Below are 13,495 nucleotides of genomic sequence, written 5' to 3' on the forward strand. Positions count from 1 at the left end.
GTGGCGCCCAGCGTAGCTTAGGCGAGGAGCGAAGACGGATAACCACCTGTCTGTTCAATCAGCATGGTGACCTCCTTTCTTGGTTTGTTGAAAAAAAACGGAAGACGTTCGCCTTCCCAATGCGGTCGCAAATATAGGGATACGTTTTGGAAATACTATAGTTTATGTTTTTAAATGAAGATAAAGTATGGGGAAAATGTGTCGGTATACACTCCAAAAACCTTGTTTATATACACGAAACGCTGCGTCGGCCAAAGGTGAAAAAATCGGAACAAAAGAGGTTTGGAATCCGAATACAGTATGTAAGAGTGGGTTACATACTATGTTTATAGCCTTTACATACTGTGTTTGATGGTCTTACATACTATGTCTCTGCCCAAAACACAGTATATAATGATAGTGTTAACCCCAGATTTTGATTTTTTGAAAAGGCGGATGCCGTCAGAACGCGGTAAAGGGGGGCTAGTGCGGTTGGTTTTCCCGGAGGGGAATAAGCTCGGTTTGTGAAGGTAAATCCCCGGTTTACGGGATTTTGTAAAAGGTCGTTAACGGTGACGTTCTTACATGAGAATAGCGGGAGGCTATGGTGCTATTTCGTATGGAGAGTGTAAGGGATGGTTTTAGACACTATAATATAGAGGTAAAGTATTTATATTATTTTAATAATTAAATTTTTATTTTTTAACTTCTCGACATTATCATGTGATGCGGGGAAGGGGCGATGTTATTCAACCACTTTATACATACATTGGATGCGAGACCGGCTAGCTGGAACACAGGAAAGACGCTTGCGCTCTGGGGATGTCTCTTATTTTGAGGAGCTGTTCCGGAGTTTTTACCGCCCGTTGCTCTCCTATTCGGCGCCTATCGTCGGGGACTGGGAGGTGGCAGAGGACGTGGTCCAAGGCGTGTTCGAGCGTTTGTGGAAGGAGCGGAAACGGCTGGAGATGAAGACTACGATGCGCTCGTACCTGTTTCAGTGCGTGTATAGCCGTAGCCTGGACGTGTTGAGGAAAGAGAAAGTCCGCCGCGAATATAGGGAGCGCTCGTTGGTAAAGGTAAACGCCGGCGAGTCCGAGACCTTGGGAAATATCACTTACCCCGAACTGGAAAGCCGGGTAAGAAGCGCCGTGGAACGTCTGCCGGCCCAATGCAGGCGAGTTTTTGAGAAGAGCCGATATGCGGGAATGTCCAACGCCGACATAGCCGAGGACTTGGGTATTTCCGTAAAAACGGTAGAGGTGCATATGTCGAAAGCCCTGAAACGCCTGCGTTCCGACTTGGGTGATTTTTTAATTTTATGCCTTTTCTACGGTATCATCTAGGCTATTTTCCAAAAAAATCAAAAAAAATTACGGCAAAGGGTAAGGGTTCTCCCCCTTTGGCGCGTTAAGGTGGAAATTATGGCAGGAAACCGAGTATATCCCGATTTGGACAAGCAAATCTTCGCCTACCTGGAAGGGGAACTGAGCGAAGAGGAAAAGACGGCTTTTGAGTCGAGTCTCAAAGAGTCCGCCGACTTGTCGGAACGGCTGGACGAGGTTAGAGGCCATTGGGTAGCGACAAGACAGCCCGGACGCGCCGACGAAATAACGGAAGCCGGCTGGGGGCGTTATCACGGGTTTATCGAATCCGACCGAATGAAGACCAGAAGTAGGCGTTTGCGTAGGGTTTGGAGCGTCGCCGCTTCGGTACTTTTGGTAATGGGAAGCCTGCTGTTTTGGTGGAATTCGGACAGTTTCCAAAGGAATTCGCAGACCGGAGCCTTGGCCGGATTTGAAAATGACGAGGAACAAGCGCCGGAAGAGGTGACTTTGGCCTTAAGCGACGGCAGTTTGTTGCCCTTGGCGGGCCAATCGGGCACAATTGCGCTGAACGACAGTTTGGGAACGGCCTTAAAGCGGGGCAATACGCTTATTTATAAAAAAGGCGACCAGAGAAGAAAGCTTAAGTCCGTACCTAAAATAAATACGCTTTCCATCCCTCGTGGCAAGCGTTTTTCGGTCGCGCTTTCCGACGGGACCAAGGTTTGGCTGAACTCGGACAGTAAGTTGCGTTACCCTACCGAGTTTTCGGGAGATGTCAGGGAGGTGTTCCTGACTGGTGAGGCTTATTTTGAAGTGACGAAGGATAGCAAACGTCCTTTTGTCGTGAAAGTGGAGGACTTGGATATTCGGGTGTTCGGTACGGCTTTTAACGTTACGAACTATCCGGAAACAAGTGGCGTGCGGACGGTTTTGGTGGAAGGTTCGGTGGGAATAGCCAAAAGAAGCCAAGGCGAATTCAACCGGAAAGGCGCCGTCATGCTTAAGCCGTCGCAGAGTGCGCTGTATGATATCCAGGAAAATAAAATGCGGAAAGAGACGCTGGGCAATCTGCGGTTTGTGACCGCTTGGAAAGACAATACGCTGGCGTTTTATAACGAGCCGTTTTCGAGTCTGAAAACGCGTTTGGAACGCTGGTACGATATCCGTATCGATAATCAGTCGGAGGCTTTGGTGGAGGAACGTTTCTCCGGCGTGTTCAGAAACAAGAGTCTGGAGAAAGTATTGGAACTGTTTGCCACTACATTTCCGGTGGAGATAATCCGCAAAGGCGATAAAGTGCTGATCAAAGAAAAATCCGTGTGACGCAGTCGCATGGTTTATTTAATAAACTATTTATAAACCAATCAAAAAAGGAATGCCTATGAGTATACTCTGACACGAAAAGTTAAGGGCGACGAATGCCAGTTCATCGCCCCCATAGATGTGTTTTTTTCTTTTAAGAGAAGCGGGGCACGCTTCTCCAAACCTCAAAAACCACTGTAAAATTATGAAATTTTTCACCAATCACCCTTTTGCCTTAAGGCAAAAGACCGGCATTATTTTGCCTTTTTTTCTGGTCATGATGATGGCCGTTAACTCTTTGGCGTATGCCGAAGGGAAAACTTTCCAGACAGATTACGATTTCAAGAACGTCACAGTGGAAAAGGCGCTCAATGATATTGCCCGCAAAAGCGGGATGGAGCTCTTTTTTCGAAACGCCGAGTTAGAACGTATCAAACGCTCAGTAACCCTGAGCGGAGACATGACTTTGGACGAGGCTCTGAAAAAAGTATTGAAAGGAACTTCCCTCAAATTCAAAATTGATGATGACCAAATCATCATTTTCGGAGAAACGGGAAAGAAAAAACCTGCCAAGACTATACAGGAGAAGAAAGAGACAGTCTCAGGTGTGGTCAAAGACGAATCGGGCGAGCCGGTACCGGGAGTAAGTGTTTTGGTCAAGGGGACAAGCTTGGGAACATCCACGGATTTTGAGGGAAACTTCGTGCTTAAAGTGGCGAAGACTGATGTGTTGGTCCTGTCTTCTATCGGATTCGCTACGCAGGAGGTTAGCGTGGGAAACCGTACGACTTTCGACATTACCCTGTCGCCGGATGTAGAGCAGTTGCAGGAAGTGGTTGTAACCGCATTGGGTATCAAGAGGGAAAAGAAAGCGCTTGGATATTCGGTAACCGAGGTGAAATCGGAAGAGCTGACGCTTAACAAAAATCCGAACGTGGTTAATTCCCTGAAAGGTAGAGTGGCCGGCGTACAGGTAAGTACGGCGAGTTCGGGTGCGGGCGGAGCTTCCCGCGTGCTGATTCGTGGCGCCAACTCGCTGAACAGTAATAATGAGCCGTTGTACGTGGTTGACGGTGTTCCGGTGGATAATACGCCTTTCGGTAACGTGAAAACCGCCGGTGGCCAATGGGACCGTACGGACTACGGTTCGGGTATTTCCGATTTGAACCCGGACGATATCGAGTCGATGTCGATTTTGAAAGGACCGAATGCCGCGGCGCTTTACGGTTCGCGTGCGGCCAATGGCGTGGTTTTGATCACCACTAAACAAGGTTCGTCGCGCAAGGGTTTGGGCGTTTCGATTTCAAGTAGCGCCACTTTCGAGTCTCCGATGTTGTTGCCCGATTTCCAGAACGAATACGGACAAGGTTCGGGAGGCGTAGTTCCTGCCGATTTAAAAAGCCTGAAATCAGCGGGCGGTTCTTGGGGCGCTAAACTCGACGGAAGCAACAAGTTGTATTGGACCGGTGACGAAAAGCCTTATTCGGCCCAATCGGACAATGTTCGTGATTTCTTCGAAGTGGGAACGACTTTCAACAACTCTGTCGCCATTGACGGAGGTAGCGATAAGGCCACTTTCCGCTTTTCCTATTCCAATATGCAAAACAGGGGCATTTTGCCGGGCGGAGAGCTGGACAGGCACAATTTCAACATCCGCGGTACGGCCAAACTCAGTGACCAGCTTAGTTTGGACGCTAAAGCGACTTACTTCTTGCAAGACGCTAAGCAACGTCCGTTCTTGGGCGATAACTCGGACAACCCGGTAAAGGACCTTTTTAATCTGCCTAGAAACGTAGACATTAAGGATCTGGAAGATTACAAAAACCCTGACGGAACGTTAAGGTCTTGGTCAACAGGCGCACAGAACCCGTATTGGACCCAAAACTATAATGTAAAAGAAGATACCAGACGCAGGCTTTCGGGCTTTGTGAAGTTGACTTACAAGCTGACCGATAATCTTTCGGTATTTGCCCGGGCGGGTACGGACTACACCAACCTTCAGTTTTACGAAGTGTATCCTTACTACCACCTGCACAACTCCCAAGGACGCTACAGCCGTAGACGCAATCAGATTGTCGAGACGAACTACGACTTTTTGGTGATGTACAACAAGGAGCTTTCCGAAGATTTCAACCTTTCGTTGAACGCTGGCGGAAGTCTTTATAACCGAAAAACCGATAACGTTTCCAATTCCGGAGAGAATTTCACGATTCCTACTTTGGTATCACCGGGAAATATTCCGCAAGACAAAAAAGGAGGCGATTTTTCTATTTCCGAAAAAGAGATACAGTCGCTTTACGCCACAGGTCAGCTGAGCTTCCGCAATTATGCTTTCCTTGACCTGACTTTGCGTAATGACTGGTCTTCTACCCTGCCATCCGATAACAGAAGCTACCTGTACCCTTCGGCGAGTGCCTCTGTAGTGGTAAATGACATGCTGGGCTTGGAAAGCGACGTGCTTTCGTTTGCCAAAGTCAGGGCCAGTTGGGCGGAAGTTGGTAACGATACAGATCCTTACAAACTGAACGAATCGTTGCAACTCAACGGACTTTACCTTGGCAAGCCTATGGTGGGAGTTGGCGGTCAAAAGCTAAACAGTAATCTGAATCCAGAGAAAACGGTGTCTACCGAAATTGGGGTAGATCTTAGGTTGTTCGAAAACCGTATTTACGCCGACTTCTCGTATTACGATATCCAGACTACGGACCAGATTATCGCATTGCAACTTCCGGCGGCTACGGGCTACGGAACCAAAGTGGTAAACGTAGGTAAAGTGACCAACAAGGGTGTGGAACTCTTGATTGGTGCCAAGCCGGTGGTGACGGAAGACTTTACTTGGGACGTTTCCTTCAATTTCAGCAAAAACAAAAACGAACTGGCCGAGCTCGACGAGTCGATTGACGTTTATCAGTTTGCCAGTATCCAGGCCGGAGGCGGTGTGAGTATCGTAGCCCAAACCGATGGAGGCTTCGGCGATATCTTGGGCAGAGACTTCAAGCGTAATGACAACGGTGAGATTATCGTTGATGACAACGGTTTGCCGGTAGCGGATTCGGAACAAAAAGTATTGGGCAACTACCAGCCGGACTGGACTGGTGGTATCACCAATACGCTTAGCTACAAAGGGCTTTCTTTCAACTTCCTGATCGATATGCGCATGGGTGGCGAGCTGTACTCCTTCACCGACGCCGACTTAGACGCTTCAGGCGTTTCCAAGAACTCGCTTTACGGTCGTGAAGGCGGAATTGTAGTGGACGGAGTAACGGAAAGCGGTGAGAAAAACACTTCGAATGTTTCTTCGGAACTCTACTTCGGGCGCCTTAGCGGTATCGCCAGCGAGTATATCGTAGACGCTTCGAACGTGCGTTTGAGAGAAGCTTCCCTTACTTATTCGTTGCCTAAGAGCTGGTTGGCCAAGACGTTTATCAAGAACGCCTCTTTGTCTTTGATCGGTAGGAATTTGTTCTTCTTGTCCAAAGAAACGGAGAATGTCGATCCTGAGTCCAGCTTCAGTACGGGCAACGGCCAGGGTATCGTATTCTACAACCTGCCTACTACCAGAAGCTACGGCTTTAACCTCAAGTTCTCGTTTTGATTCGGACTCTAAAACATTGCGTTATGAAAACAGGTAAATCGACCATAAAATATCTAATGTTGCTGTTTCTTGGCGTAGCGGTAGGCTGTACCGACCGTTTCGACGAGATGAATACCAACCCCAACGACTTTACGGACGAAAGCGTAAGTCCTGCGTTTTTCGTAAGTAAGATTCTCAAAGAGACCAACGTTCAGGGGCGTTACGCCTTCTGGCGCGGGCCTTTGATTCACGGTGACCGTTTCGCTGACCATGTTCGCTTCGGATTCGCTTCCAGTTGGTGGAACGATGGTTTGTCTTACGAGTACCATAACTCCTATACGGATGCCTTCTGGTCCACTTATTTCAAGAACGTGCCCGTGAACATCAACAAGATGATGGAGATGACAGTCGAGGGCGGACCGCAGGAAAACGACAAGCTTTATGCGGTAGCGCTTATCCTCAGGGCCCAGTTCTTCCAGATGATGACGGACGCTTTCGGTGATATTCCATTTTCGCAAGCGGGCTTTCCTGAATATTCCACTCCCGAATACGACGATCAGAAGGAGATTTACAAAACGCTTATCGCCGAGTTGGGCAAGGCTATAGACACCATTGGCGATGCCACTACCTCGGGTGACGGCGCACATGATTTGGCCGGAGGCGATATTATGTACGACGGAGACCTGCAAAAGTGGAAGCGTTACGCCAACACACTCCGCTTGCGCTTGGCCCTTAGGGCTCATGGTGCCCCTGGCGCCGACTTCGCCGATGCGGCGATAACGGCCAGCTTAGGCGCTCCTTTGATGGAGTCGGCCGATGATATTGCTAAGATAGAACGCGACAGGATCATCAGCAAATGGGGATCGAGCGGCTATAATACCGTATGGTGGGACTTCTCTTGGACCAACGCCGCTAGGTGGAAACTCAGCAAATCGTTGGTGGATATGCTTCGTGACAATGAGGATCCGAGGCTTTTCAAGATAGCCAGACCGTTGGAAGGCGGTGACATCAAGTTCACTCTTCCTAAGGATGCCACCGAAAAGGCGGACCTGCTGAAGCGGCTCACTTATATCCGCAACGTTCTTGACGAAGCGGGCGTGACGCACACATACAAGGAAGAAAGCGAAGGTACTGGCGAAGAGCAGAAAGATGTCGCTACTATCTCTATAGAAAAGGATAAGTTCTACGCCGGACAACCGTCAAGATTCAACAACAAGATACAGCCTGTGGTACGTTTCGAGTTCTTTTCGAGCCCGTCGGAGTATGTGGTGGCCGATAAGCAGGACCTTAACGCGGCCGGAGACCTGATGCCGGCGTTGGCGATGACTACCGCCGAGGCTTATTTCCTTCGTGCCGAGGCCATTTTGAAAGGCATTGGCTCGGGATCGGCTGAGGATATGTATCGCAGAGGCATTGAGGCGTCGATGATGCAGTGGGGCGTAGATGAGGCCGATATCACGGCTTTCTTGGCCAAGCCGATCGCTTCTTTGGGCGGAAACGCCACCGAAAACCTGGAAAAGGTGTACAACCAGCGCTGGTTGGCCGACTTCGGTTTGGGCTTCGAGGCTTGGGCGGTGATGCGCGATACCGGATATCCGATGTCGGCCACGGCCGACGTGCCCGAAGACGAGTACCACGACAAGGGTACGGTGGGCGTAGGCATCCCTTTCCGTATGCGTTATCCGTCATCGGAAGCAACGCTTAACGGCTCGAATATGGATGCGGCCATCGCAAGACAAGGCGAAAACGTGCAGGCCACTAAGCTTTGGTGGGCCAAATAATTGGAATAAGAAATTGTAAAGGGTAGAACATCCTATCGGGATGTTTTGCGAATCTGTGAAAAGCGGAGCCATAAGGTTCCGCTTTTCCTTTTGGAATAATGCGAAACGCAAGTGTTTGCTGCTCCGCCTCGTTTTGTTTTTTTGGAAATAAAAGGAGAAACGATGACCAATCCAGTATCAGGGCTTGTTCATAAAGGTCTATCTATTAAAATATTGGTGAATAGAATTTATATCTGCTACGATCTCCTCTCGCATTTCATTCATATTTTCACCAGCGTTCCTTTGGATCAAAATATTCATTACAGCAGTCAAAATACATGAAACACTTTGCTGTATACCAGAGACAAGGCTCCTTAACCCGTCCTCTCCGAAGTTCGTATCCCTCATATTATTGTTTGCCTCTACGGACCAGTGTCCCCTTACGGCGTTAGGCAAGTTGTATTGATCAATAAGACCGGTATTTATATTGCTGACGTAGTATGATGTCTCGCTTGATGTTTTTCCTGTTTTAACGACTTTACGGGTACGGTCTACCCGTATGAAGCAGCTCATCCCCGTATTCGACCAGCGACGCTCCAAGCATCCCGTTTCCACCGGGTAGGTCCGGTATATTCTTGTTTCGATCCTGCCATGGCCCTTTTCGACGGTCTTTTTATAATCCAAACATTCTGATCTCCGCTCCATGTCTCGAAGGTCTTCACGGAGTATTTTCTGGTTCCCTTTTATTTGTGAAAGGTAGACGCCCCGTTTTCCATGGATTCCCTCCAGTAACCCGGAATTATTGTGAAGGGCATCCATCGTATAAGCCGTTCCCGAAAGACCGGATTGAGTTTCAAAATATTCGTCGACAATACCCCGCTCGGAGTCTTTGGTACCCGAATAGTAGCCTACAACCTTGCTGGTTTTATCTTCTTGCGCGGTAACCAGAACCACGCTTTCCCCGCGTTTGTCCCCTGAGGATTTGTCGATACTCCCCCGGAGTTCTTTACCGTCAATCGAAAACCATTGAAGAGCTTGCGGATCTATAGTTTCGTTTGCGTTAAAAGTGGTTTCAGCAACCGCCTTAAGTCCCTGTATATCTGTATCCTTCAGGATTCTTCGGAGTTGAACACGGCTCACACAACACTTACTTTTACCACCTGTGAAATCCCGCCAATAATCGTGATCCCTTTTCATTGAGCGGTGAATCTGTGAGAAATTGAGTTTTCCTCCGCTCCTGAATACGGCAAGCATAAAGCACAGTACGACAAAAGCCAGTTCGTGCTTCTTCCCCTTGGCGTTCCTGTGGTCTACAAGGCTTAGTTGTAACTGGAGGTAGTATTGATTAATTTCGTTTTTTTGGGAGCTTATCCATCAACCGCAAGTTTGTTTGTGGTAATTCAAAATTGCAATTCATGGTGGTAAGCTCCTATTTTCTCAGACGCTTTATGAACAGGCCCTGAATCCAGTATGTAATAGTGAGTTACATACTATGTTTCCACCCTTTACATACTGTGTTTGATAGCCTTACATACTATGTTTCTATCCGAAATCCAGTATGTAACGATGACCTCAGCTTCGGTTTTTGATTTTTTGAAAAGGCGGACGCCGTCAGAACGCGGTAAAGGGGCGGTGGTGCGGTCTGTTTTCCCGGAGGGGTGAAGGTAAGGTTGAAGGGTTTAGGTTTTGGGTCACAGTACATGACAAAAAATGGCTTTCCGGATCATTGCGTAATTTTGAGTGACCAAACTTAAACCCGCAAACGATTGGAAAGCCAGTTCGAATATACAAAACTACAGACCTTAATTACCAACGAACCCGAGCTAAAGAAACTGAACAAGGCCCGGCTAAAACTGCTTTGTTACCTGATCACCTCATTGATCAAAGTCCAGAAGGTTGGTTTCAGGCATCTGTCGGAAGGATACAGTTCGGGCGCGACGGTGACGTCCAACATGAGGCGGATCCAGCGCTTTTTCGCCAAATTCGAATTTCCCGAAAAAGGCTTTTCCCGGCTTATCGTCAGGATGATTCCCGTCAAGGGAAGATTCAGGATCGCCATCGACCGGACCAACTGGAAGTTCGGAAAACGGAACATTAACCTGCTGTTTCTCTGCGTAGTGTACCAAGGCGTGGGGATTCCGTTGATGTGGAAGGCGCTTGGTAACAAGAGGGGAAATTCGAGCACGGCAGAGCGGATCGATCTTCTGGAACGGTTTGTCGAATGGTTCGGAGCGGATATGATCGAACACATTACGGCGGACCGGGAATTTATCGGCGAAAAGTGGTGGACGTTCCTGATGGAACACGGGGTGCCTTTTTACATTCGGATCAAGGAAAACTCATTGTTCGAGTTGCGTGGCGGGAAATTCGTAAGCGCCAGACGGTTGTTTGCGCCACATAAGCTGAAAGTCGCGTATTTCCATCCGACTTCCGTGAAGATCGCCAAAGTGAAGGCGTACGTTTCCGGAATGAAGTACGTCGAGAGCGGAAAACTCGAATACCTGATTCTTGCGTCTCCGAGAAACACCCGGGAGAGTTTGGAAATCTACCGGGAACGGTGGCAAATAGAAACCATGTTCAGGGGTTTTAAAAGCGCGGGGTTTAACCTTGAGGATACGCACTTAAAAGATTACGAAAGAATAAACAAACTGCTGTATGTCATAGCGATAGCATTTATTTGGTCATACAACATCGGGGTTTTCAAACACGAAAAAGAGAAGCCGATCAAGATCAAAAAACACGGGAGGAGAGCGAAAAGCTTTTTCTCGTATGGCCTTGAACAAATAGCCCACGCCCTGATCAATAAGGTCAAAACGGAGATCGAGAGATTGTCAGGGCTATTTTTGTCATGTACTTAGGTTTTGGGTTTATACAGATAAAAAAGATCTCGATATCGTCAAAAGCTTACACTTTGATTTCCACTCCAAACCATTCCCCAATATCCAAGCAGTCTATTTACTCTGGACGCTTTACTTTTTACTCTAAAAACGCTTTGCTTTTTACTCAACACAAAAATCAAAGGGACGCCGTGTGGCGCCCCTTCTTTAGCAAACATTAAACCTCACCGTCAGCGGTGCTCTTATAAACTGTTGGGTTGGCGCTTACTCCAGCCCGAGTTTTTCTATTACAAAGTCCATATCCTTGTCGCCTCTGCCTGAGAGATTCACTAGGATCGATTGCTCCGGACTCATCTCTTTGGCCTGCCTCATCGCGAATGCCACGGCGTGGGCGCTTTCCAAGGCGGGGATAATGCCCTCCGTTCTCGACAGGGTCATAAAGGCGTCGAGGCATTCGGCGTCAGTGGCCGAGGTGTATTCCACCCGCCCGATGTCCTTGAGGTAGCAGTGTTGCGGGCCGACGCCCGGGTAATCCAGCCCGGAGGCGATGGAATATACGGGCAACGGGTTACCTTCATCATCCTGCAGGTTGTAGCATTTGAAGCCGTGGATGGCACCCGGCGTACCCAATGTCAGGGTGGCGGCGTGCTTGTCGGTCTCCAATCCTAGGCCAGAAGGCTCCACTCCCATTATTTTTACCTCTTCGTCGCCGAGGAAGGCGGTGAACAGGCCGATGGCGTTCGAACCGCCGCCTACGCAAGCGGTGATCATATCAGGCAGTTTGCCTTGGGATTCGAGGAACTGTTGGCGCGCTTCGGTGCCGATAATACTTTGGAAATCGCGCACCATCATAGGGAACGGATGTGGCCCCACTACCGAACCGATGGCGTAGAAGAAGTCTTTCGGGTTCTTGAGATACTCCTCGAAGGCGCTGTCCACGGCGTCTTTCAGCGTGCGCGTACCGCGACTTACGGGCACGAGCTTGCATCCGAGGATCTTCATCTTGATCACATTGGGTTTTTCCTTCTCGATGTCGATCTCACCCATATGGATTTCGCAATCGATACCCACCAAAGCGCAGGCCGTTGCCAAAGCCACTCCGTGCTGTCCAGCGCCAGTTTCGGCCAAAACTTTGGTTTTGCCCATATGCTTTGCCAGCAGGGCTTCGCCCAGACAGTGGTTTATTTTATGGGCGCCGGTATGGTTAAGGTCTTCCCTTTTGAGGTATATTTTGGCGCCTCCTATGTTCTCTGTAAGTCTCTTGGCGAAGAAAATCGGGCTTGGCCTACCGACGTAATGCTTGAAAAGGTCGGCGAGTTCGTTTTGGAAAGCCTCTGTTTGGCTGATTTCCAAGTATGCCTCATTGATGTCGTCCATTACCGCCTTGAGCTCCGGCGGTATAACCTGCCCTCCGTATTCCCCGAAGTTACCCTGACTGTCAGGCATCGGTAGGAATTCCACCGACTGTTCTTCTGTATTCGTATCGAGTTCCATTATTTGAGAATATAAAACACCAATCGAGGGTGTTTTGGTAGAATAAAAAACTAACCGAAATATTATTTACGAAATAATATTCTGAATCACAATGTGATGTGATAAACTTTTCCAATGTGGTTATACCAGAAGGTAAGTTTGAGGGTAGGCAAAGCTGTTTGTTGGTATAGTCGATTATTTCTTCTTTACATAGTCGAACTTCTCTCTGCCTTTGTCCAGCTGGAAGAGGTAGTTCACGGTAAGTCCCAGTGTCATGTTCTGGGTATGGTCGGGATAGTATGGTTTGTCGGCGTTGTAGATATTGCCCATACCCCAAGTGAAACGTCCCTCCACCTGCAGTATTCCGAATTCAAACCGGCGCTCTAAACCCAACCCTGCTTCAAGTCCGTAGTCAAAAGCGTCGAAGTCTTCGGATCCGAAGTCAATGTCGGTGGTTTTGCTACTCTTCTTTTCGAAGTTTTCAACCTGAAAGACTGTCTCGGTGCCCGATATCCCGAAAGCGAGATAAGGCCCGACATTGAAGAACACTTTGGTTTTGCCCTGCAAGGCGTAGATACTTGCCATAATGGGGACTTGAATGTAGTCGTACTCGGCTTCGATATACTCGCCGTTTTGTATGGCTTCGGGAAGTTGTTGTTTGAATCCGCGTTGGAGGTAGTTGATCTCTGCTTGGAAACCGAGATGCGGTTCGGCCACGTGGCGGAACATCACGCCGCCTATCGCACCGTAGGTGAAGGTGGTGGAGTAGAAATCGGGCTTGGAAAATGAGTTGAGCAGATTGTTGAGCAACTGGCTGGCCCCGCCCCCGGCCCTAACGCCCACAAAGGTTTGCGAATAGGAATTTCCGGCCAAACAAAACGTAAGGGCGGTTATCAATAATATTTTTAAGGCTAGCAGTTTACGCATCTCTGATCTATGTTTTTTGGGACAAAGCCCTGCTCTTCGGCATATATTTAAGCACGCAATTTACAAACAGCAAACTTTAGGCGCACTAATTAATTTCTAATAAGTGCAAGACTTGGCCTGTTAAGGCCTTTGTCTGAGGTGTATGGTGACTTTGGAGAGAATACAAAGCTAGAAATGTTCGCAAACCCCGCCCGCCGGAATCAAAATAGACGCGGCCCCTCCCCGAGTTCGGGCGCTGGCATGTACCCTCTGTCTCCAAACCAAGGGGTGATCCAGGGCATTTTTTCGAAAAACGACTTTCAAATATTCACAGGC

At 48.5% G+C, this 13,495-nt stretch carries 8 protein-coding genes; 5 read left to right on the plus strand and 3 right to left on the minus strand.

All coding sequences use genetic code 11. The features are described 5' to 3' along the window. The first annotated feature begins 752 nt into the window (after positions 1 to 752). The 4 genes from AABK39_RS00250 to AABK39_RS00265 all read left to right on the plus strand — a co-directional run bounded on the left by AABK39_RS00250 (position 753) and on the right by AABK39_RS00265 (position 7,964). On the plus strand, positions 753 to 1,325 hold the full coding sequence (locus AABK39_RS00250) for an RNA polymerase sigma-70 factor (RefSeq protein ID WP_338392934.1): 573 nt from the start codon (positions 753 to 755) through the stop codon (positions 1,323 to 1,325). Between the two features lie 78 nt (positions 1,326 to 1,403). Next, positions 1,404 to 2,630, plus strand: a complete 1,227-nt coding sequence (locus AABK39_RS00255) for a FecR domain-containing protein (protein WP_338392935.1) — start codon at positions 1,404 to 1,406, stop codon at positions 2,628 to 2,630. 184 nt (positions 2,631 to 2,814) lie between these two features. Further along, positions 2,815 to 6,204 carry a SusC/RagA family TonB-linked outer membrane protein gene (locus tag AABK39_RS00260; RefSeq protein WP_338392936.1) on the plus strand — a complete coding sequence of 1,130 codons (3,390 nt, stop codon included), beginning with the start codon at positions 2,815 to 2,817 and terminating at the stop codon, positions 6,202 to 6,204. A gap of 23 nt (positions 6,205 to 6,227) precedes the next feature. Continuing rightward, positions 6,228 to 7,964 (plus strand): SusD/RagB family nutrient-binding outer membrane lipoprotein, encoded by a 1,737-nt coding sequence (locus AABK39_RS00265; protein ID WP_338392937.1) that lies wholly within the window; start codon positions 6,228 to 6,230, stop codon positions 7,962 to 7,964. A 198-nt stretch (positions 7,965 to 8,162) separates the two neighbouring features. On the opposite strand, the gene AABK39_RS00270 is transcribed toward AABK39_RS00265, so the two are convergent. Continuing rightward, positions 8,163 to 9,197, minus strand: coding sequence for an ISAs1 family transposase (locus tag AABK39_RS00270; protein WP_338391371.1), 1,035 nt, complete (start codon positions 9,195 to 9,197; stop codon positions 8,163 to 8,165). Between the two features lie 512 nt (positions 9,198 to 9,709). On the opposite strand from AABK39_RS00270, the gene AABK39_RS00275 reads away from it, so the two are divergent. Beyond that, positions 9,710 to 10,801: an IS4 family transposase gene (locus tag AABK39_RS00275; RefSeq protein WP_338392938.1), complete on the plus strand. Its 1,092-nt coding sequence runs from the start codon at positions 9,710 to 9,712 to the stop codon at positions 10,799 to 10,801. Positions 10,802 to 11,044: 243 nt separating this feature from the next. Here the strand turns inward: AABK39_RS00275 and trpB are convergent, their stop codons facing one another. Next, positions 11,045 to 12,274 carry a tryptophan synthase subunit beta gene (gene trpB / locus AABK39_RS00280; RefSeq protein WP_338392939.1) on the minus strand — a complete coding sequence of 410 codons (1,230 nt, stop codon included), beginning with the start codon at positions 12,272 to 12,274 and terminating at the stop codon, positions 11,045 to 11,047. Between the two features lie 174 nt (positions 12,275 to 12,448). Continuing rightward, positions 12,449 to 13,180: a porin family protein gene (locus AABK39_RS00285; protein ID WP_338392940.1), complete on the minus strand. Its 732-nt coding sequence runs from the start codon at positions 13,178 to 13,180 to the stop codon at positions 12,449 to 12,451. Positions 13,181 to 13,495 lie beyond the last annotated feature (315 nt).

The organism is Fulvitalea axinellae, from assembly GCF_036492835.1.
Lineage (GTDB): Bacteria > Bacteroidota > Bacteroidia > Cytophagales > Cyclobacteriaceae > Fulvitalea > Fulvitalea axinellae.